This window comes from Peptoniphilus indolicus ATCC 29427 (assembly GCF_000227315.1).
Lineage (GTDB): Bacteria > Bacillota > Clostridia > Tissierellales > Peptoniphilaceae > Peptoniphilus > Peptoniphilus indolicus.
This window is the reverse complement of sequence record NZ_JH165063.1, coordinates 13,334-33,484: the sequence shown is the minus strand read 5'-3', so window position 1 is coordinate 33,484 and position 20,151 is coordinate 13,334. Positions and strand designations below refer to the sequence as shown.

Genomic DNA, 20,151 nt, shown 5'->3' with positions numbered 1-20,151 from the left:
CTGTCGAAAATTTTAAAAATAAATTTAAAAGACTTTCTTCATGTGTTCAATTATGAGCTCTGCAGTTTCTTCTATGGCGCTGTTTGTAACATCAAAAACTACACATCCTAATTCTTCCATTATCTTTTTCGAATAATCAAGTTCTTCTTTTACTCTTTCAATATTTGCATACTTAGCAGATGATGACAAACCTAACGCTTTTAAACGTTCAGTTCTTATTGATATTAATTTTTCCGGATTACAAGTAAGTCCTATAACTCTTCTAATATCCTTATCATATACTTCTTTAGGCACTGGAACTTCCGGAACTAAAGGTATATTTGCAACCTTATAATGTTTGTTAGCCAAATACATTGATAATGGTGTTTTTGATGTACGTGATATGCCGACAAGACAAATATCTGCTTTTTTAGCGCCTCTTGGGTCCTTCCCATCATCATATTTAACTGCAAATTCAACAGCTTCAACTTTTTTAAAGTAATTCTCATCAAGTCTTCTAATAAGCCCAGGTTCTCTTAAAGGTTTATACCCTAATACATCTTCAAGTTTATTTAATGGCTCACCCATTACATCAACAACTTTTAAATTTAATTCTTCAGCTTTTTCATTTATAAAATCTCTAGTTTCTTGAACTACATTTGTATAAATTATAAGAGATTTTTGTTCTTTAGCTGCTTCATAAAGAATTGGTTCAATTTGTTCTATGCTATTATGATATGGATATCTCTTAACTTCATAATTGTTTGTCTCAAACTGTCTTACACTGGCTTTGGCAATTAGCTCTCCAGTTTCTCCAACAGAATCTGAAATTACATAGATTACAAGTGTATTATCTGTCATTAGTCCTCCTAAAAATCCTCTCTAACCAAATCAACAAAAATCCTAGTGATGTTGGTCTTGGTAAACCTGCCAACACATTTTAATCCCGACTTACTTTTTCTTACTACAGGTAGAGAATCTATCTTATGTTCAAAAATTTTTATTGCCGCATCTAATATATTATCATCTTCTTTTACATAGATTATATTAGGCATTCTCGTCATGATAAGACCTACAGGAGTTACACTTAAATCCATTTTACCAAGAGTTGTTCTCAACAAATCTTTTCTTGAAACAACTCCTGATAAAACTCCATTTTGCGATATAAATATCGAACTCACATTTTCTAAAAATAACCCAACTATAACGTCATATACACTAGTGTTCTCATCCATAACCACAGGTACGCTCATAGTGTCTTTGACAAGAATAGTATCTATTTTCTTTTTAAGCCCATTATCTTTATTTTCCATTGAATAGTAATATCCAACTTTTGGTCTTGCTCCAAGAATTTCTATCATTGTCAGTATAGTTAAATCACTTCGTATAGTAGACCTTGATATATTCAATTCTCTAGCTATTTCATCACCGGTTATAGGACCTCTTTCTTTGACAATGGCAACTATTTCGTTTTGCCTACTTGTTAGTTCCAAAACTCACCTCAATTTATGACAAGTTTCTTAATATCCAATATCTCCTTGATCACAACATCTATTGAATGTAGTAAACTCATTCTATTATTTTTTAAATTTTCATTATCGCTTAATACAAATATATTTTCAAAGAAGTTTTGGATTGAAGGTGAAAGTTCAGACATTTTTAAAATTGCTTCTTGATATTCTCCTACAGCAATTAATCTTTCTACTTCAGGTAATACTTCTTTTGAATTTTTATAAAGTTCAATTTCCTCTTTTTCAGTTAATAATGATTCATTGATTCTTTCTATTTTTTCAGCTTTATCCAACATATTTTCAAGTCTTACAAAACTATCAAATATATCTTTTCTATCTTCCTTAAAGAAGTTGTTTAAATCTTCTGATTTTGTGAATATGGTCAATATATTGTCATTGCTTCCTAGAACAGAATCTATTACATCATATCTAATTTCTTGAGCTTGTAGTATTGTCTGTGCTCTTCCCTTAAAGAACTCAATAATTTCTTTTTTAACTACATCGTAATCAAATGTTATTTGTAAGCCATCTGTATATAAGAATAATGAAGAGTCAATTAAATCACTAAGTGACACATCCCATTTCTTATTTAAAATAATATTTATAATACCTATAGCTTGTCTTCTAAGCGCAAATGGATCTTGTGAGCCTGTTGGTATAAGTCCCACTGCAAACATACCACAAATGCTATCTAACTTATCAGCAATTGCTAGTACAGAACCTACTGTTGATTCAGGTAATTTATCTCCAGAAAATCTTGGCATATATTGTTCATTTATAGCCTTTGCTACAATTTCAGCTTCTCCTGAATTTTCAGCATATATAGAACCCATAACACCTTGTAATTCTGTAAATTCTTGTACTAATTTAGTAGTCAAGTCAGCTTTAGAAAGTTCTGCTGCTCTTTCTAAATCTTCTTTAGTTGTTTCTCCTAATTGCAAGTCTTCTCCAATTTTGATTGCCAATTTAGTATCTCTGTAAGTTTTATCTAACATATTTCCTAATTTTTCGTGGAACATTAGTCCTTTTAAATTAGCTTTATATTCTTCTAATGGTTTAGAAATATCATCTTTATAGAAAAAAACAGCATCTTCTAAACGTGCTTCTAAAACTTTTTGATTGCCACTGATTACTATATCTTTATAATCTTCATTGCCGTTTCTAATAGTTATAAAGTATGGTAGCAATCCTCCATTTGAGTTATAAATTGGTATAAATCTCAAATGATCTCTCATTGGAGTTGTTATAACTTCTTTTGGTAACTCTAAATATCTTTCTTGAATTTCGCCCATAATAGGAGTTGGATATTCAACTATAAATGTCAATTCTTCTGTTAAATCTTCATCAGGAACTATTTCTCCATTTACTGACTTAGCTAATTTCATTGAACCATATTTTATAATATCTCTTCTTCTATCTTGATCCAAAATTACATAGTTTTCTTCTAAAAGAGTTTCGTAATTATCTACTTTATCTACAACTATTTCTCCCTTTCCCAAGAATCTATGTCCATATGTCACATTAGATACTTTAATTCCTTCAAATTCAAATGAAGCTACTTCGTCATTTAAAATAGAAACAATCCATCTAATAGGCCTAGCAAATTTTATAGCTTTACCTCCCCATTTCATATTTTTAGGGAAGTTTATAGACTTTATTAAATCTGACATATTTTGAGATATTATTTCTTGGAAACTTGCCCCTTTTTTATGAATATTGGCATAAATATATTCTGTGCCTTTTAAATCTTTTTTAAATATTTCATTTTCAGTAATACCTTGTGATTTCATAAACCCTTGTAGTGGCTTAGTTGGATTTCCAGCTTCATCAAAGGCTATTTTTGCAGCTGGCCCTTTAACTTCTAAATCTACATCAGGTTGTCTTTCATCTAATCCATTTATAAAAAGTGTAAGTCTACGAGGAGTAGCATTTACCTTTATTGATTCATATCCTAGAGAATATTCCTTCATCAATTTATTTGCTTTCGCTTCTAATTGGTCAATCGCCATTTGACAGAATCTTGAAGGTAACTCCTCAACCCCTATCTCTAATAAATATTTATTCAACTTCAGCACCTCTCTTTAATGGATAACCCATTTCTTCTCTTTGCTCTAAATATAAACTAGCAACTTGTCTAGCTAAATTTCTAACTCTGTGTATATACCCGGTTCTTTCAGACACAGAAAGAGCACCTCTTGCATCTAGTAAGTTAAATGTATGAGAACATTTCAAGCAGTAATCATATGCAGGAAGAGCTAATTTTTCTTTTATAATTCTTTCACATTCATTTTCATAAGTGTTGAATAGTTCAACTAACATTTCAGTATTTGAAACTTCAAAAGCATATTTTGACTGTTCATATTCAGCTACTTTGAATACATCTCCGTATTTAATATTTTCATTCCATTGAATATCATATACATTGGATACGTCTTGTAGATACATTGCTATTCTTTCAAGACCGTAAGTCAATTCTGCAGATTCCAATTCACAATTTATTCCACCTACTTGCTGAAAATATGTAAATTGAGTTACTTCCATACCGTCTAACCATACTTCCCAACCTAACCCCCAAGCTCCAAGAGTTGGAGATTCCCAGTTATCTTCTATAAATCTTATATCGTGTTTTAATGGATCAATACCTATTTCCTTTAAAGAATTTAAATATAAGTCTTGAACATCTTCTGGTGATGGTTTTAAAATTACTTGCAATTGGTGATGTTGATATAATCTGTTTGGATTTTCTCCGTATCTTCCATCAGCTGGTCTTCTTGAAGGTTCTACATAGCACACCTTCCATTCTTCTGGTCCTAATGCCTTTAGAAAAGTTTGTGGATTCATAGTCCCAGCACCTTTTTCTATGTCGTAAGGTTGCATTAGTATACATCCCTTTTCTTGCCAATAATTTTGTAATGTTTGTATCAATTCCTGAAAGTACATTTGCTCCTCCTTTTACAATTCTTATAAAATTTTTAAAGAATTGAATTCGTGAATTTCTAAATTATATTTAATATAATCTGCTATTAAATTTAAAAGAAATATCGTTCTACTTAAATCGTAATCAAATACTAATTCATCTAATGAAGTATACAACAATTTTTTTAGGTAGTAAATATCTTCTATTCTCAAAATGGTTCCACCTTTATTGGTAACTCCACCATCATAGTTTGAAAAAATGGATTCTCTACTTCTTTTAAATTTGGTCTATATCCCATATAACTTATATATTTTAAACTAAATGCCAAAACTAATGCTTCAACATTTTTATTTCCGTTCATAAGTCTAAGTGTCTTAACTATCAAATCAAATACAGTTTCATTAGTTTCCCCTTCTAAAAAACTCTTTTCTACCATTTCTGAAATATATCCAGCCAATACAATTGTAGTATAGTCTCTTCTCAAAAAGAAATTTGAATCTATTATTTTTATAGGCTCTATATAATAAAAGTTTTTTCCTTGCGATAAATTACATAGAAAATGACAATGTGGTTGACTAAAAGTTACAAGTTTAGACTTAGGTCTAAGCGCTCCTTTTGCCATAATACTCACTTTACCTATTTCTTTAGTATATGCCCTAAGAATTTTACTAGACTCACTGTATCTAGTTTCAGATAGTATAATAGCCTCAGTTGTTATTGAATTTTTCATTGATATCCGAAATTCTTTAACTTAATTTCTTTTTCTCTCCAATTTTTTTCAACTTTAACCCAAAGCTTTAGATTTACTCTATAATCTAGTAAATTTTCAATCTCTATTCTAGCTTGAGTCCCTATTTTCTTTATCATATCCCCATTTTTACCAATGACTATCTTTTTATGTGACTCACGCTCAATATATATATTTGCCTCTATATCACAGATTTCTTTATTTTCTCTATACTTCATCTTTTCTATAGAAACTGCTATCCCGTGTGGAACTTCTTCAGATAAATTTCTAAGCGCTTTTTCCCTAATTAATTCGGCCACAATAAATTTTTCAGGTTGGTCTGTTACCAAGTCTTCCGGATAATATTGAGGTCCTTCTGGTAAATACTTTCTCAAAACTTCAATATAATCCTTAACTCCATCATTCTTTAGTGCAGAAATTGGAATTATTTCCTTGAAAAGATTTAAGTTTGAATACATTTCTATTAACTCAAACAAATTTCCCTTTTGAATTTCATCTATTTTGTTTATCAACAATACTATAGGAGTTTTTATATTGATTTCCTTTAAAGTCTTTATGATATATGAATCCAACTTACCAATTGTCGTAGAACAATCTACTATATATGTTATTACATCAACTTCATTAAGTGTAGATTCTGAAGTTTTTAACATATAATCACCCAATTTATTTTTTGGAGATTGTATTCCCGGTGTATCTAAAAACACAGCTTGAAAATCTTCTTCTGTATATATAAAAGTAATCTTATTTCTCGTAGTTTGTGGCTTATTTGAAATAGCCGAAATTTTTTGACCAACTACTTGGTTAAGTAATGTACTCTTTCCAACATTTGGTCTTCCTATTATGGTTATAAAACCTGATTTAAACATTTTTCACCCCTAGATCTTCCGGACCAAAACTATGTGGCAACAATTCTTCTAGTGTAAAAACTTTATAATCCTCAGGTGTAGTCGCTATTATTATTTGAACATCTTTCCCAAATTCTCTAATAACTTGCCTACATACTCCACACGGAAATGTTTCTCCTCCACTAGATACAATTGCTATTTTTTTTATCTCTCTATGTCCTTCACTGACAGCTTTAAATATTGCAGTTCTTTCTGCACAATTAGTTGGTGAATATGAAGATATTTCTATATTCCCTCCAGAATAAACGGAACCATCTTCCATTTCCACTGCAGCTCCAACTTTAAAATTTGAATATGGCGTATAAGAAGAGTTGTCTCTTGCTTCAATAGCCATCTCTATTAACTTTTTATTTTCCATTATCCCACTACCTTAAATATTATAATAGCAACACATATTCCCAATATAGCTCCTGAAATCACTTCGCTTATAGTGTGAATTTTACCTTCTACTCTACTTTCTGCAACTAGCAATGCTATTCCGAATACTGAAAATGTAATTAATGCATTAATAGTTAAGAGAGAAATAATTGTTGCAGCACAAAAAGCCAAAGCTGAATGTCCTGAAACTGCTCCCCCTTGAAAATAAGTTCCACCATTTATTTTAGCCCTTAAATATTTTCCTCCAACAGTCAAAATTAAAACTAATAAAATAGTTACAAAGGCTAAATGCTCATTTGAATTTGCAATTTTTCTCAAACCAAATTCAGTATACATTGCAAATTTATTGTAAAACAACAAATATCCAACTATAAATGCATTTATAGCACTTAACATAACCGCTCCTGCTGAAACGTCTTTTACATACTTTGCAATTGGATTATATTCTTGCACAATCAAATCTACAGTTCTCTCTATAGCTGTATTTATCATCTCTGCAACAACTACAAATATTATAGATAATAGTAGTATTAAAAATTCTGTTTTTGTAAAATCCATAAATAGAGATATAAAAATAGTGCCCAATGCTGCTATATAATGAAACTTTAAATTTCTTTCAGTTTTTAATGCAGATATAATCCCCTGAACTGCGTTGTTAAACGAAGCAATAAATCCACCTTTTTTCAATCTATCACCTCAAAGTTCCCATTCGCTCCATAACAGCTTCTTCTATTTCTCTCATTTCTTTTTTCTCATCATCTTCCATATGGTCATATCCCAATAAATGTAAAGTTGAATGCACTGTTAAATATGCTATTTCTCTTTCATTAGAATGTCCAAATTCTTCAGCTTGTTCAAGAACCCTTTTAGTATTAATTACCACATCACCTAGCATTGTAGGATGTATTTGAAACTCGTCATCAAGAGGAAAAGACAATACGTCTGTAACTTTATCAACCCCCCTAAAATCTCTGTTCAAAGTTTGTATTTCGTCTTCATTGACCAATGAAATACTTACTATAACATCTTTATCCATATTAAGATGGTTCAAAGTTTCTCCAACAGCTTTTTTTATTAGTTCTATTCCTTCTTCATCAAGATATACATCATCTTGCCTATCATCAAAAAGTATTTCCATTATTTTCTCTTTTCAAATTTGTCATAAGCCTCTATAATTCTTTGCACTAATGGATGTCTTACAATATCTTTTGAAGTTAAATAAGTAATTCCAACTCCCTTTACATTCTTTAAGATATTTAATACCAACTTTAGTCCTGAAGTTTTTGATTTTGGTAAGTCTGTTTGAGTTATATCTCCAGTTATTATTGCCTTAGAACCATATCCAAGTCTTGTTAAAAACATCTTCATTTGCTCATTAGTTGTGTTTTGAGCTTCGTCTAAGATTACAAATGCAGAATCCAACGTTCTCCCTCTCATATAAGCAAGAGGAGCAACTTCTATCATGCCTTTTTCGACATACTTGTTGTAATTATCTACGCCCAACATTTCAAAAAGTGCATCATATAAAGGCCTTAAATATGGGTCTACTTTCATTTGTAAGTCTCCGGGTAAAAATCCCAAACTTTCTCCAGCCTCAACAGCAGGTCTAGTTAAAATTATTCTTGAAACTTCTTGGTTTTTAAAAGCTTTTACAGCATACGCCATTGCCAAATATGTTTTACCAGTACCAGCGGGGCCAATACCAAAACATACATCATTCTTTTTAATTGCATCTAAATACTTCTTTTGACCTAATGTCTTAGCCCTTATTGGCTTTCCCATAGCTGTATAAACTATCGTTTCATTTAATAATTCAGCAATTGATTCCGTATGCCCATCTTTAACTAAGCTCAGTGCATAATCAAATTCACTTTTTTCTAATGACTTTTGTCTTAGTATCAACTCTATTAAATTTTCTAATAGAATTTTAGCGAACTCAGCTCTTTCTCCCTTTATATTCAAAAAATGATCTGAAGCTTTTATATTTACATCAAAATTTTTCTCTATTGTTATTAAATATTCATCTAATTTTCCAAATAAGACTGGTTTTAAATCACTATTTAATTTTGAAATATCAACTTTTAATTCTGCCATTAATACCTCCTGTAACCTAAAATTATATCATAAATAAATCCTGTATTCTACACAGACACAGAAAAAGGGAGATTAACTCTCCCTAAGTGATACTGGTTTATCCAAAATTTCTTTCATTACTATAGCTTTTACAAGTTCATCTCTAGTAAATTCTTTTTTCATATTTATCTCTACTTTTTCATCTTGAACTTCAGGCTCTACAAACTCATACTTATCATTTTTGATACTTTCTCTTTCAGCTTTTATCTTCTCAAGAAGCTCTTGAGTTTCTTTTTTATTCTCAATCTTCTTAGAATATTTTTTCTGGTCTTCTGGAGAAAGATGAGGTTTTATAGACTCAATCAAATTTCCTATTAGATTTTCTACTGAACTTTGCCTTTCTTTCTTTTTGGCTTAATATTCTTTTTGTGTTTATCGCCCATCGCATTATCCGATAAACTATCTGATTTTAATTTTTCATCAGATTTTTTTTTAGAATCGACCTTTTTCTTGTCTATAAGAATATTGATTAAAATAAATACAATTGGAATTAATATTTTTCCCATTATTTATCATCTACCTTGCCATCTGTAGCGTTAGATATAGATTTTCTCATATCTGTGTCAGAATTTATATTTTGAATTTTATAATAATCCATAGCCCCTATGTTGCCTTTTTTAAGAGCTTCTGCCATTGCAAGTGGAACTTGAGATTGAGCTTCTACAACTTTAGCTCTCATAGCTTCTACTTCTGCTTTCATTTCTTGTTCACGAGCAAGTGCCATAGCTCTTCTTTCAGATGCTTTTGCTTCAGCAATTCTCTTATCTGCTTCAGCTTGGTCTGTTTGAAGTCTTGCCCCAATATTTCTAGCAACATCAACATCAGCTATATCTATAGAAAGTATTTCAAATGCAGTCCCTGAATCCAATCCCTTTTCAAGAACCATCTTAGAAATCGAATCCGGATTTTCTAAAACGGCTTTGTATGTCATAGAAGAACCAACAGTAGTTACAATACCTTCTCCAACTCTTGCAATTATTGTCTCTTCTCCAGCCCCTCCGACTAACCTATCTATGTTAGCACGAACAGTTACTTTAGCTTTTACCATTACTTCAATACCATCTTGGGCAACGGCTGAAATATTTGGAGTTTCTATTACTTTTGGGTTTACAGATACTTGAACAGCTTCTAATACATTTCTGCCAGCAAGGTCTATTGCAGCTCCTCTTTCAAAAGGCAGTGGTATATTAGCCCTCTCTGCAGCTATCAACGCATCTACCAATGTATTTACATTTCCTCCAGCAAGATAATGTCCTTCTAAATCTTCAATCCTCAAATTTAATCCAGCTTTTGTGGCTTTTATCATTGGATTTACAATTCTCCCTGGCCTAACTCTTCTAAGTTTCATACCAATAAGAGTTGAAATTTTCACTTTAACCCCTGAGAAGAAAGCTGTTATCCATAGTCCTACTGGAACAAAAGAAAAGAAAATATCAAAACAAGTATAAATAAAATTATTACACCGCTACCTAAAATCGCACCACTGTTAAACATCATCAAATTATCCTCCTTACATAAATTTTAGATTTTTCAACCTTTGAAACTTCAACTTCAACATTTTTATCTATGTATCCATCTACAGAAATCGCTTCATATTTTACATCCATATATTCAATAAAACCTGTAGGTTTCATGACAGTTTTGGTTAAGCAAATATCCCCAACATTTAAATTTGCTGTATCTACACTTAAAAACCCTTCTTCAGAAGAAAGGGAATTATTTAGCTTTAGACTATTAAATAAATTAGTTTTCATTCCTTTTTTCACCATAAACATTCCTATAGCAAATGTAACAATTATAGCTAAAGATAGTGATTTAATAGCAACTTCTAAACTACCCATTGCAAACACTACACCTAATACTAACGATATTATTCCACCTATTCCAGCAATTCCAAATCCTGGCATCATTATTTCAATAAATATCAATATTAACCCCAGAACAAATATTGCTATAGCATACCAACTTGCATTTCCCGCAAATATATTGCCTATAAAGAAAAGCCCAAAAGCTATTATGCTTAAAACTCCACCTACTCCAAAACCAGGCATAAATAATTCAACAACAAGAGCTGCCATACCTATTATAAGTAGTAGAGATGAAACAGATTGAGATGAAATAAAATCTAAAAATTTCATGCCAGCATTCATATTTGCTAACTCATAATCTTTTATATTCCTTTCTGACAAAAATTCATCAAAATCTTTATACGTATAATCAGATATTCCTAAATCTTTACTTTTCTCCGCATTTAAATTTAAAAGTTTTCCCTTTTCAACTACATTTTCTATAACTACATCAGAATCTGTCATCGCCACTATAACGTCTATATTTCTCCCACGTCTACTCGCAGTATCTGAAAGTATAGATCTCCAATAAGATAAAGTCTTCTCTGTATTAGGAATCGGCTCTGCAGACCCAATTGTTGAACCCTCAACCATATAAACTTCATCACTTGCAATAGTCAACAACACTCCTGCTGATTCAGCCTTATTATCTACTACAGAAATAGTCTTAGCTTTAGACCTCATTATAGAATTTTTTATTTCTTCAGCAGAAGCTATTGAACCACCATATGTGTCAATTTTAAAAATAACAGTATCTTCATTTCTTAAATTTTTTATGGAACTATCTATAAAATTTGTCTTTGCCGAATTGATTTCCCCTTGAATAGGTACAACCAAAACTTTAGCATCAACCTTTGTAAATAGTACTAAAGCCAAAAAAATACCCAAAATAATTTTTTTCATATTACACCTCTTTACAAAAAAAGCCTAAGGATTTCCCTAGGCTTTTAGTAATTTTCCAGCAACTGCGCTTACAAGCTTACCATCTGCTCTTCCACTGACTTTAGGCATAACATTCTTCATAAGTTTACCCATATCAGCAGGTGAGTTGATTTCATGTTCGCTCATAACTTGTTTGATGATTTCAGTTAGTTCTTCTTCATCTAATTGCTTTGGCAAATATTTAAGTAGTATTTCAATTTCAGCATTGGTTTTTTCAACTAAATCGTCTCTATTACCACGCTTGAATTCATCAATTGCCGATCTTCTTTCTTTAACTTGCTTAGAAATTATGTTTAGTATATCGGAATCATTGAGTTCTATTCTCTCATCTACTTCTTTTTGTTTGATGCTGGCACGTACAAGTGTGATAGTATCTTTAGCCAACTTATCTTTGTCTCTCATTGCAGATTTTAAATCTTCCATGAGCTTGTCTTTTAATGACATACTACACCTCTTAGTGTCTTGAACGCTTCTTTCTACGCGCTTCTTCAGATTTTTTCTTTCTTTTTACGCTTGGTTTTTCATAATGTTCTCTTTTTCTAGCTTCTTTTAGAACTCCACTAGTGGCACATTGTCTCTTAAATCTCTTAAGAGCATTGTCAAGAGATTCATTTTCTCCAACTCTAATTTCTGACATTGTTTCCCCTCCCCTCATAGAAAGGTAGCTTTTCTTAGCTAATTCTTATTAATTATACACTCTAAAGCTTTAAATTTCAATATCTTTTTCAACCTGGTGGCCATTTCATACTTCTCCCACCTAATACGTGGAAGTGTAGGTGCCCAACAGTCTGCCCTCCATCTTCTCTAGTATTGATAACAACACGATATCCATCTTTTAAATTTTTTTCTTTTGCAATTTCACTTATCTTTAACATTATATGTCCTAGTAAAGCTTTATCTTTTTCTTCGATTTCATAAAGAGAAGTTATATGTTCTTTTGGAACAACCAAAAAATGTTGAGGCGCTTGTGGCTCAATGTCATTAAAAGCATATATTAACTCATCTTCATAAATTTTATCAGATGGAATTTCCCCTGTAATTATTTTACAAAATAAACAATCCACTATATCCCCCTAACTTAAAACTACTTCGAAAGGTTCGTTTTCTTCTGATACTATTCTAACACTTTTGGTTATATTTTTTAAGTCATCTGCACTTTTGATAGCACATCTTAAATAATTGGTTGAATATCCTACATATTTATCTTCTATTTTTTCTTCAAATAACACTTCTAATTCTTCTTGCTCCGAAGCAAATTTCTTCATTAATTTTTCATTTAATTCAATAAGTTTTTGAGACCTACTATGTTTTACTTCCCCATGAATTTGATCTGTTCTTTCAGCAGCTGGAGTTCCATCTCTAATAGAATATTTAAATACGTGTATTCTTGAAAACTCAATTTCTTCAACAAATCTACGTGTTATTTCAAATTCTTCATCAGTTTCTCCAGGAAAACCTACTATTATATCTGTAGTTATACCTGCCTTCGGCATATATTTTCTAATTAAATCAACTACTTCTTTGTATTCCTTAGTAGTATATCTTCTGTTCATTTCTTTTAAGACCTTATCACACCCGCTTTGTAAAGATAAGTGGAAATGGTCACAAAATTTTCCCGTTGCTATTGCTCTTTGTAAAAATTCCTCTGTAATTGTCATAGGTTCTACAGAAGACATTCTAATTCTTTCTATGCCTTCAACGTCAGCTATGCTTTCAATTAGTTCTATTAAACTTTTGCCTGACTCTTTTCCATAAGATCCTATGTGTATTCCTGTCAATACAACTTCTTTATATCCTGCTTCAGCTAATCTTTTCGCCTCTTTCACAGAATCAGAAATGCTTCTCGACCTTATTCTTCCCCTTGCATAAGGTATTATGCAATAGGTACAAAATCTATTACATCCATCTTGAACCTTCATATATGCCCTGGTCATATCTGATTCTTTTGATATATTTATTGGTTGAAATTCATAATCTCCGTCCAAACTTCTAACTGCGTTAATAAATTCTCCATTATTTTGGAAATTTTCAACCATATTTACAATATCTGATCTTTCAGTAGTTCCAAGAACTATATCCACACCTTCAATTGAAGCAACTTCTTCTGGAGATACTTGAGAATAACACCCAACAACCGCAACAATAGATTCAGGATTTTCTCTTTTTGCTTTTCTTATTACTTGTCTGGATTTTCTATCAGATAAGTTTGTAACGGTACAAGTATTTATTATATATATATCTGCAACTTCAGTTTCTTGATCAACTTTCATATAACCTTTTTCTTCAAATAACTCGCTCATCGCCTCAGATTCATATTGATTTACCTTACAACCAAGAGTAGTTATAGAAAATGTTCTTTTCATTTTTCTCCTTCCAAACAATTGATGATATGATAGCTGGCAGTGATTGCCGCTGTTTCAGCTCTTAATATTCTCTTGCCAAGAGATATTATATGAGCTCCATAACTCTTCAACTTATCTATTTCAGACTCTTCAAATCCACCTTCAGGTCCTATTACTAGCGCTATATTTTTAGATTTAATATCTAAATCTAAAAATCTTAAGTCTTCTTCATTTTCGTAGCATACTATCAATTCTCCATCAAATTTTTCCAAATCCTCAATTTTTATCGGATATGAAACCTGTGGTATATAATCTCGTTTAGATTGTTTTGCTGCCACTTCTGAAATTTTTTGCCATCTATCTATTTTTTTATCTGTCTTTCTATCTATATCACTTACATTTCTCTTTGCTATAAGTGGATTTATAAATGCTACTCCAACTTCAACAGCACCTTTTATTGCAGCTTCCATTTTGTCACTTTTTAAAATAGCTTGCACCAAAGTCAACTGTACTTCACTTTCATGCTCACTTTCTACTTTATTTAAAATTTGTAAAACTACATTTTCTGAATCAAAGTTCTCAAAAATCGCTTTAAAAATTCCACTTTCAGTTACAGCTTCAACTTCTTCATTTCCTGATATCCTAAGCACTCTCATAAAATGATGTGAATTTTGCTTATCTAAAATTATTTTCTTATCACTTTCTATCAATTTTCCGAAGAATCTGTACATATCCTACCTACTAATAAAGCCCATCCGTTCTTTTCTCTTTTTTCTATTATTTCAAATCCATTTTCAATCAATGCATTTTCAACCATATAGATTTTCTCTACAATTATGCCTGAGGAAATAAACAGCCCATCATCTTCTAAATGTGCTTTCAAATCAGGTACCATTTCAGCTATAATTTCTGCAATTATATTGGAAACTATAATGTCAGCCTTGCCACTTACTACATCAAGTAAATTTGCTGTATGAATTTCTATTTTATCTTCTACATTATTTAGTATTGCATTTTCTTTACTTACTTGTGTACATTTTGAATCGATATCAACTGCAACAATTTTTTTAGCTCCCAAATTTGTAGCTGCAACTCCTAAAATTCCAGAGCCGCATCCTATGTCAAACACAACATCATCTTCAATAACATAATCTTCAAGTGCCTCTAAACACATATATGTTGTTTCATGAGTTCCAGTTCCAAATGCCATTCCTGGTTCTATATATATCTTATTAGTGTGAGAACCGTTGTATTCAAGCCAAGATGGTATTATTACCAAACTATCACCAACTTCTACAGGTTCATAATATTTTTTCCAATTATTAGCCCAATCTTCATCATCTATTTCATTTATTTCAAGTTCTCCAAAAGTTCCCAAGTCAGTTTTTAATTTTTCAACAACCTCTGATTCAGATTCTTGAAAATAAACTTTAAAAGTTCTCATTCCAGGCTCTAAATTTAGAATTCTCTCATCAACAAAATCCCAGTCTTTTTCAATTTTATCAAGTTCTTCTATTATTTCTTTTCCTTCTTCTTCAAAAATATAAATTTCGTTATCATATAATGTGTTTAAAATGTTGTCGCGATTTTCATCTTTTGCTTTTAGGATTAATTCTATATATTTCATAATTACCTCCTGTAAAAAAATAGACAAAATCTAAGATCTTGCCTATTCAAAAAACTCTTTAAGTTTATCAAACAATGACTTGTTTTCTTGAACTGTATCCTTACTCTTCTCTCTCAATTGTTCAAGTAATTCTTTTTGTTCTCCTGTAACTTTTTTAGGAACAATTATATTTACTGTAAAATATAAATCCCCTCTACCCTCACGTCTTACATAAGGAACTCCTCTGCCCTTTAACTTAAAAGTCGTTCCTCCTGCAGTCCCTGATGGTATTTTATAATCTGCTAATTCAGTTAATGTAGGAACCTTTATTTCAGCACCTAACACTGCGTCCATGTATGTTATTGGAATGTTTAAATGTAAATCAAATCCATTTCTTTTGAAAACAGAGTCTTCCCTAACTGTGATATATACAAATAAATCCCCATTTGGTCCGCCGTTTTCTCCGACATGTCCTTGCCCTTTCATTGAAACTACAGTATTGTTGTCAACTCCTGCAGGAATTTTAACTTTTACTTTCTTAGTTATTACTTCTTTTCCAGTTCCATGACAGTGTTTACAAGGCTTTTCTATTACTTCTCCAGTTCCATGACACTTATCACATTCTACAACTCTAACAAATCTTCCAAAAGCTGAATTGCTCTCAACTCTTATTTGACCGGTTCCATGACATTTGTCACAAGTTTTCTTTTCAGAACCTTTTTCAGCTCCCGTTCCATCACAAACGTGACATTTTTCTCTAACTCTTAAGCTTATTTCTTTTTCAACTCCAAATACAGCTTCTTTAAAGTCTAGAGTTATGTCATATCTTATATCATCGCCTTTCATAGGTCCTTTATATTGTGTAGAGGTTCTAAACCCACCAGATCCTCCAAACATATCGAAGATATCTCCGAATATATCTGAAAAACCACCAAATCCTGAAGATTCAAATCCTCCACCATTTATTCCATCTTCTCCATACATATCATAGTTTTGTCTTTTATTTTCATCTGACAAAACTTCATATGCCAAATTTATTTCTTTAAATTTAATTTCTGCTTCTTCATTTCCAGGATTTAAATCCGGATGATATTTTTTTGCAAGTTTTTTATATGCTCTTTTAATTTCATCTTGAGAAGCTCTTCTCCCAACTTCTAAAATTTCATAAAAGTCTCTCAAATTTCCACCACATTTCTAAAATAATATTTTAACCTTTTTAACAAAAAAAATAAAGCTAAATCGTGTATGATTTAGCTTTAAGATATTAATTATTCTTCATCTTCATCCACAACTTCATAGTCAGCATCTACAACATCTTCTTTTTGTGCATCAGATTGTCCTGCTTCAGAATTTGCATTTTTATAGATTTCTTCAGATACTGCATAGAAAGCTTTTGTAAGAGCTTCAGTTTTAGCTTTTATCTCATCTAGATTTTCAGAATCTTTAACTGTTTTCAATTCTTCAATTGCTTTTTCTATATTTTCTTTATCTTCTGGTTTTATCTTATCTTTAACTTCTTCTAAAGTTGACTCAGATTGATAAATCATTGAATCTGCAGTGTTCTTAGCTTCTATTAATTCTTTCTTTTTAGCATCATCTTGAGCATACATTTCAGCTTCTTTTACTTTCTTTTCAATTTCTTCATCTGATAAGTTTGTAGATGATGTAATTGTAATATGTTGTTCTTTACCTGTTCCAAGATCTTTTGCTGAAACATTTACAATTCCGTTTGCATCTATATCAAATGTTACTTCAATTTGAGGTATACCACGTCTTGCCGGTGCAATACCATCTAATTGGAATCTTCCAAGAGTTACATTGTCTCCAGCCATTTGTCTTTCACCTTGTAGTACGTGAATATCTACTGATGTTTGGTTGTCAGAAGCTGTAGTGAATGTTTGACTCTTCTTTGTAGGGATCGTAGTATTTCTTTCAATCAATCTAGTTGTAACTCCACCCATTGTTTCAATCCCTAGAGATAGAGGTGTTACGTCTAATAATAGAAGGTCTTTAACATCTCCTGAAAGAACTCCTCCTTGGATTGCTGCACCTAAAGCAACACATTCATCTGGGTTGATATCTCTTTGAGGGTCTTTTCCAACTAGATTTTTTATAAAACTTTGCACTGCTGGAATTCTTGTAGAACCACCAACTAAAAGTATTTTGTCTATATCGGATGGGCTCATTCCCGCATCTTTCATAGCATCTAAAACTGGTTGTTCTGTAGCTTTTACTAAATCTTTAGTCAATTCATCGAATCTTGCTCTTGTCAAGTCCATATTCAAATGTAAAGGACCTTCTGCTGTTGCAGTTATAAATGGTAAGTTGATGTTTGTTGACATAGTTGACGAAAGTTCTTTCTTAGCTTTTTCAGCTGCTTCTTTTAATCTTTGAAGACTCATCTTATCAGATTTTAAATCTACTCCATGTTCTTTTTGGAATGAAGCTGCTATAAAATCTATAATCTTAGCGTCGAAGTCATCTCCACCAAGTTTGTTATTACCTCTTGTAGCATGTACTTCGAATACTCCATCAGATAATTCTAAGATAGATACGTCGAATGTACCACCACCAAGGTCATATACCATAACTGTTTGTGAATCTTCATCTTTATCTTCACCATAAGCTAAAGCTGCTGCTGTAGGCTCATTAACTATTCTCTTAACTTCAAGACCAGCTATTTTACCTGCATCTTTTGTAGCTTGTCTTTGAGCGTCTGTGAAGTATGCTGGAACTGTAATTACAGCTTCAGTGATTTTTTCTCCTAAATAACTTTCTGCATCTGATTTTAATTTTTGTAAAATCATAGCTGAAATTTCTTGAGGTGTATAATCTTTTCCATCTATTGAAACTTTATAATCAGTTCCCATATGTCTCTTAATAGATTGAATTGTTCTATCAGGGTTTGTAATTGCTTGACGTTTAGCTGTTTCTCCAACTAATCTTTCGCCATCTTTTGTAAAAGCTACAACAGATGGTGTAGTTCTGTTCCCTTCAATGTTTGGAATAATAACTGATTCGCTACCCTCCATAACTGCTACTGCTGAGTTTGTTGTTCCTAAATCAATTCCTATAATTTTCCCCATTTAATTTCCTCCTAGTTATTGTGAAACCTTAACCATTGCTGGTCTAAGCACTTTATCATTCATCTTATATCCTTTTTGCAAAACTTCTATTATAAGGCCTTCTTCAACGCCTTCTCTTTCTTCGACAAGCACCCCATGGTGCATATTAGGGTCGAATTTTACATTTGTTTCACTTATTTCTTCTACATCATATTTCTTTATTAACTCAATCAATTGTCCATGTATCAGCTCAATTCCTTCAGAAAAACTATCTTTTTCTGAAACTTGAGATAAAGCTCTTTCAAAATTATCTATAACACTAAGTAAATCCAAAATAACTTTTTGAGCACCTAGAGAAAGATAATCTTTCTTTTCATTTTCAGACCTTCTCCTGTAATTTGTAAAATCTGCCTGCAATCTTATAAGTTGATCTTTTAATTGAGTTTCTCTTTCTGATTGTTGTTCTTCAATATTTTCTTCAGAAATCTCTTCTTCAACTATAGATTCTTCTGTAACTACTTCTTCGTTTACTTCAATTTCTAAATTTTCTTCTGTATTTTCTAAATCTTTATCGTTCACCATCTCACCTCAACATCTTATCTATAGCTAATTTCAAGTTATCGCTTACCAATTTAACATTTTGAATTTGAGTTCTATAGTCCATTCTGATAGGTCCCAAGATACCAACTTTACCTGTTATTTCTCTTTTTCTATCATAAAATGATGACACAATTATTGAATTTTCTTTTATTATGTCTATTTCATTTTCATTCCCTATTACAACCGTTAAATCTTCTTCAAAATCATTCAATGTATTAACTAAATGACTGCTCTCCATCAAATTCATTATATCTATAACTTGACTCTTATTTATTTCATCTTGGAAATTGAACACATTCTTTATGCCATCATAAAAGAAATCTATCTTATTAGAATCCTCATTGAATTCAGCTATAGTTCTTATGACATGAGTTATAAAAGCTGTCCATTTTGTCAAAGACCCCGTAACTGTTATATCTAAGCTATCAACTTCCAATAAATTTATACCTACTAAATTCTCATTGAGCAAAGAATTTATATCAGCTAATTCTTTTTCACCTATTTTAATATCAGACTTAAAGAAATGTTTTTCAACAACCCCCTTATCTCCTACTACTAAAAGTAATATTGTGAACGAATCTATTAATACTAACTGTACAAGTCTTATCCTTGAATCAGCTTTTTTTAAAGCTATAACATAAGAAATATAATTTGATTTCTCAGATAAAATTTTAGCTGCATTTTTAAACACATCATTTAAACTCTCTGCCTGGTCAAGCATCAAATCTAATAAGTTATCTCTCACTTCAAAATCATCATCTAAGTTTTTTCTTAGCTCATTCACAAAAAATCTATAAGCTTTAACAGATGGAATTCTTCCAGCTGAGGTGTGTGGTTTATTTAAATATCCTAAATCTTCTAAATCCGCCATTTCATTTCTTATAGTCGCAGAACTTACACCTAAATTAAAATCTTTTGATATAGTCCTAGAACCAACCGGACTCGGAGAATTTATATAGGAATTTACAATCGCGTTTAAAATTTCTACCTTTCTCGATTCCATATCATCACCCTTTTGTTAGCACTCTTTTTCTTCGAGTGCTAAAGCTTATGGTTAAATATTAAACCTTTAGTCAAAGAATGTCAATAGATTTCAAAAAAAGTTTTTTACTTTCTTTCTTTAAGAAACTTTCTATGTAATAAAATTGTAGTTCTAATCGTTGTTTAATACGGTT

General features: G+C 31.4%; 25 protein-coding genes. All 25 read right to left on the bottom strand.

Annotated features, from left to right (window positions below):
• Positions 1 to 24: 24 nt before the first annotated feature.
• A complete protein-coding gene (locus HMPREF9129_RS06855; protein WP_004821872.1) occupies positions 25 to 840 on the bottom strand; it encodes a pyruvate, water dikinase regulatory protein in 816 nt (271 codons plus the stop codon).
• Positions 841 to 848: 8 nt separating this feature from the next.
• Entirely contained in the window at positions 849 to 1,472 is a 624-nt protein-coding gene (ccpN, locus tag HMPREF9129_RS06850) for a transcriptional regulator CcpN (protein ID WP_004821869.1), read from the bottom strand.
• An 8-nt stretch (positions 1,473 to 1,480) separates the two neighbouring features.
• A complete protein-coding gene (glyS, locus tag HMPREF9129_RS06845) occupies positions 1,481 to 3,565 on the bottom strand; it encodes a glycine--tRNA ligase subunit beta (RefSeq protein WP_306424721.1) in 2,085 nt (694 codons plus the stop codon).
• Positions 3,549 to 4,430 (bottom strand): glycine--tRNA ligase subunit alpha, encoded by an 882-nt coding sequence (locus HMPREF9129_RS06840; RefSeq protein ID WP_004821866.1) that lies wholly within the window; start codon positions 4,428 to 4,430, stop codon positions 3,549 to 3,551. The genes glyS and HMPREF9129_RS06840 overlap by 17 nt, the downstream gene beginning before the upstream one ends.
• Before the next feature lie 21 nt (positions 4,431 to 4,451).
• Entirely contained in the window at positions 4,452 to 4,619 is a 168-nt protein-coding gene (locus HMPREF9129_RS11435) for a hypothetical protein (RefSeq protein ID WP_004821864.1), read from the bottom strand.
• Positions 4,616 to 5,137: a DNA repair protein RecO gene (recO, locus tag HMPREF9129_RS06835; protein ID WP_004821863.1), complete on the bottom strand. Its 522-nt coding sequence runs from the start codon at positions 5,135 to 5,137 to the stop codon at positions 4,616 to 4,618. The genes HMPREF9129_RS11435 and recO overlap by 4 nt, the downstream gene beginning before the upstream one ends.
• Positions 5,134 to 6,024 carry a GTPase Era gene (era, locus tag HMPREF9129_RS06830; protein WP_004821861.1) on the bottom strand — a complete coding sequence of 297 codons (891 nt, stop codon included), beginning with the start codon at positions 6,022 to 6,024 and terminating at the stop codon, positions 5,134 to 5,136. Before era ends, recO begins: the two co-directional genes overlap by 4 nt.
• Positions 6,017 to 6,421 (bottom strand): cytidine deaminase, encoded by a 405-nt coding sequence (cdd, locus tag HMPREF9129_RS06825; RefSeq protein WP_004821859.1) that lies wholly within the window; start codon positions 6,419 to 6,421, stop codon positions 6,017 to 6,019. The genes era and cdd overlap by 8 nt, the downstream gene beginning before the upstream one ends.
• Positions 6,421 to 7,128 carry a diacylglycerol kinase gene (locus tag HMPREF9129_RS06820; RefSeq protein WP_004821856.1) on the bottom strand — a complete coding sequence of 236 codons (708 nt, stop codon included), beginning with the start codon at positions 7,126 to 7,128 and terminating at the stop codon, positions 6,421 to 6,423. Before HMPREF9129_RS06820 ends, cdd begins: the two co-directional genes overlap by 1 nt.
• A gap of 4 nt (positions 7,129 to 7,132) precedes the next feature.
• The gene (gene ybeY / locus HMPREF9129_RS06815) at positions 7,133 to 7,579 is read right to left on the bottom strand and encodes an rRNA maturation RNase YbeY (protein WP_004821854.1); all 447 of its coding nucleotides are present in this window, start codon (positions 7,577 to 7,579) and stop codon (positions 7,133 to 7,135) included.
• Positions 7,579 to 8,535 (bottom strand): PhoH family protein, encoded by a 957-nt coding sequence (locus HMPREF9129_RS06810; RefSeq protein ID WP_004821853.1) that lies wholly within the window; start codon positions 8,533 to 8,535, stop codon positions 7,579 to 7,581. Before HMPREF9129_RS06810 ends, ybeY begins: the two co-directional genes overlap by 1 nt.
• 72 nt (positions 8,536 to 8,607) lie before the next feature.
• Entirely contained in the window at positions 8,608 to 8,880 is a 273-nt protein-coding gene (locus HMPREF9129_RS06805) for a hypothetical protein (RefSeq protein ID WP_004821851.1), read from the bottom strand.
• 17 nt (positions 8,881 to 8,897) lie between these two features.
• Entirely contained in the window at positions 8,898 to 9,080 is a 183-nt protein-coding gene (locus tag HMPREF9129_RS06800; RefSeq protein ID WP_004821850.1) for a hypothetical protein, read from the bottom strand.
• Entirely contained in the window at positions 9,080 to 10,006 is a 927-nt protein-coding gene (gene floA, locus HMPREF9129_RS06795; protein WP_370882809.1) for a flotillin-like protein FloA, read from the bottom strand. The genes HMPREF9129_RS06800 and floA overlap by 1 nt, the downstream gene beginning before the upstream one ends.
• 64 nt (positions 10,007 to 10,070) lie before the next feature.
• Complete coding sequence (locus tag HMPREF9129_RS06790) at positions 10,071 to 11,324, bottom strand: NfeD family protein (protein ID WP_004821844.1); 1,254 nt, start codon at positions 11,322 to 11,324, stop codon at positions 10,071 to 10,073.
• A 36-nt stretch (positions 11,325 to 11,360) separates the two neighbouring features.
• Positions 11,361 to 11,807 (bottom strand): GatB/YqeY domain-containing protein, encoded by a 447-nt coding sequence (locus HMPREF9129_RS06785; protein ID WP_004821843.1) that lies wholly within the window; start codon positions 11,805 to 11,807, stop codon positions 11,361 to 11,363.
• Positions 11,808 to 11,817: 10 nt separating this feature from the next.
• Entirely contained in the window at positions 11,818 to 12,000 is a 183-nt protein-coding gene (rpsU, locus tag HMPREF9129_RS06780; protein WP_040552761.1) for a 30S ribosomal protein S21, read from the bottom strand.
• Between the two features lie 88 nt (positions 12,001 to 12,088).
• On the bottom strand, positions 12,089 to 12,427 hold the full coding sequence (locus tag HMPREF9129_RS06775; RefSeq protein ID WP_004821839.1) for a histidine triad nucleotide-binding protein: 339 nt from the start codon (positions 12,425 to 12,427) through the stop codon (positions 12,089 to 12,091).
• A 9-nt stretch (positions 12,428 to 12,436) separates the two neighbouring features.
• Positions 12,437 to 13,726, bottom strand: coding sequence for a tRNA (N(6)-L-threonylcarbamoyladenosine(37)-C(2))-methylthiotransferase MtaB (mtaB, locus tag HMPREF9129_RS06770; RefSeq protein ID WP_004821837.1), 1,290 nt, complete (start codon positions 13,724 to 13,726; stop codon positions 12,437 to 12,439).
• Positions 13,723 to 14,436 (bottom strand): RsmE family RNA methyltransferase, encoded by a 714-nt coding sequence (locus HMPREF9129_RS06765; RefSeq protein ID WP_004821834.1) that lies wholly within the window; start codon positions 14,434 to 14,436, stop codon positions 13,723 to 13,725. Before HMPREF9129_RS06765 ends, mtaB begins: the two co-directional genes overlap by 4 nt.
• The gene (gene prmA / locus HMPREF9129_RS06760) at positions 14,412 to 15,332 is read right to left on the bottom strand and encodes a 50S ribosomal protein L11 methyltransferase (RefSeq protein WP_004821832.1); all 921 of its coding nucleotides are present in this window, start codon (positions 15,330 to 15,332) and stop codon (positions 14,412 to 14,414) included. The genes HMPREF9129_RS06765 and prmA overlap by 25 nt, the downstream gene beginning before the upstream one ends.
• 42 nt (positions 15,333 to 15,374) lie before the next feature.
• Positions 15,375 to 16,490 (bottom strand): molecular chaperone DnaJ, encoded by a 1,116-nt coding sequence (dnaJ, locus tag HMPREF9129_RS06755; protein ID WP_004821830.1) that lies wholly within the window; start codon positions 16,488 to 16,490, stop codon positions 15,375 to 15,377.
• Between the two features lie 89 nt (positions 16,491 to 16,579).
• A complete protein-coding gene (dnaK, locus tag HMPREF9129_RS06750) occupies positions 16,580 to 18,397 on the bottom strand; it encodes a molecular chaperone DnaK (RefSeq protein ID WP_004821828.1) in 1,818 nt (605 codons plus the stop codon).
• Positions 18,398 to 18,412: 15 nt separating this feature from the next.
• Entirely contained in the window at positions 18,413 to 18,958 is a 546-nt protein-coding gene (gene grpE / locus HMPREF9129_RS06745) for a nucleotide exchange factor GrpE (protein ID WP_004821827.1), read from the bottom strand.
• Between the two features lies 1 nt (position 18,959).
• Complete coding sequence (hrcA, locus tag HMPREF9129_RS06740) at positions 18,960 to 19,979, bottom strand: heat-inducible transcriptional repressor HrcA (protein WP_004821825.1); 1,020 nt, start codon at positions 19,977 to 19,979, stop codon at positions 18,960 to 18,962.
• Positions 19,980 to 20,151 lie beyond the last annotated feature (172 nt).

Bases quoted from the DNA above. Each gene is read 5' to 3' on its own strand.
- HMPREF9129_RS06855 (WP_004821872.1), bottom strand. From the start codon at position 840: ATGACAGATAATACACTTGTAATCTATGTAATTTCAGATTCTGTTGGA.
- HMPREF9129_RS06840 (WP_004821866.1), bottom strand. From the start codon at position 4,430: ATGTACTTTCAGGAATTGATACAAACATTACAAAATTATTGGCAAGAA.
- recO (WP_004821863.1), bottom strand. From the start codon at position 5,137: ATGAAAAATTCAATAACAACTGAGGCTATTATACTATCTGAAACTAGA.
- era (WP_004821861.1), bottom strand. From the start codon at position 6,024: ATGTTTAAATCAGGTTTTATAACCATAATAGGAAGACCAAATGTTGGA.
- cdd (WP_004821859.1), bottom strand. From the start codon at position 6,421: ATGGAAAATAAAAAGTTAATAGAGATGGCTATTGAAGCAAGAGACAAC.
- ybeY (WP_004821854.1), bottom strand. From the start codon at position 7,579: ATGGAAATACTTTTTGATGATAGGCAAGATGATGTATATCTTGATGAA.
- HMPREF9129_RS06810 (WP_004821853.1), bottom strand. From the start codon at position 8,535: ATGGCAGAATTAAAAGTTGATATTTCAAAATTAAATAGTGATTTAAAA.
- HMPREF9129_RS06800 (WP_004821850.1), bottom strand. From the start codon at position 9,080: ATGGGAAAAATATTAATTCCAATTGTATTTATTTTAATCAATATTCTT.
- HMPREF9129_RS06790 (WP_004821844.1), bottom strand. From the start codon at position 11,324: ATGAAAAAAATTATTTTGGGTATTTTTTTGGCTTTAGTACTATTTACA.
- HMPREF9129_RS06785 (WP_004821843.1), bottom strand. From the start codon at position 11,807: ATGTCATTAAAAGACAAGCTCATGGAAGATTTAAAATCTGCAATGAGA.
- rpsU (WP_040552761.1), bottom strand. From the start codon at position 12,000: ATGTCAGAAATTAGAGTTGGAGAAAATGAATCTCTTGACAATGCTCTT.
- mtaB (WP_004821837.1), bottom strand. From the start codon at position 13,726: ATGAAAAGAACATTTTCTATAACTACTCTTGGTTGTAAGGTAAATCAA.
- HMPREF9129_RS06765 (WP_004821834.1), bottom strand. From the start codon at position 14,436: ATGTACAGATTCTTCGGAAAATTGATAGAAAGTGATAAGAAAATAATT.
- prmA (WP_004821832.1), bottom strand. From the start codon at position 15,332: ATGAAATATATAGAATTAATCCTAAAAGCAAAAGATGAAAATCGCGAC.
- dnaK (WP_004821828.1), bottom strand. From the start codon at position 18,397: ATGGGGAAAATTATAGGAATTGATTTAGGAACAACAAACTCAGCAGTA.
- grpE (WP_004821827.1), bottom strand. From the start codon at position 18,958: ATGGTGAACGATAAAGATTTAGAAAATACAGAAGAAAATTTAGAAATT.
- hrcA (WP_004821825.1), bottom strand. From the start codon at position 19,979: ATGGAATCGAGAAAGGTAGAAATTTTAAACGCGATTGTAAATTCCTAT.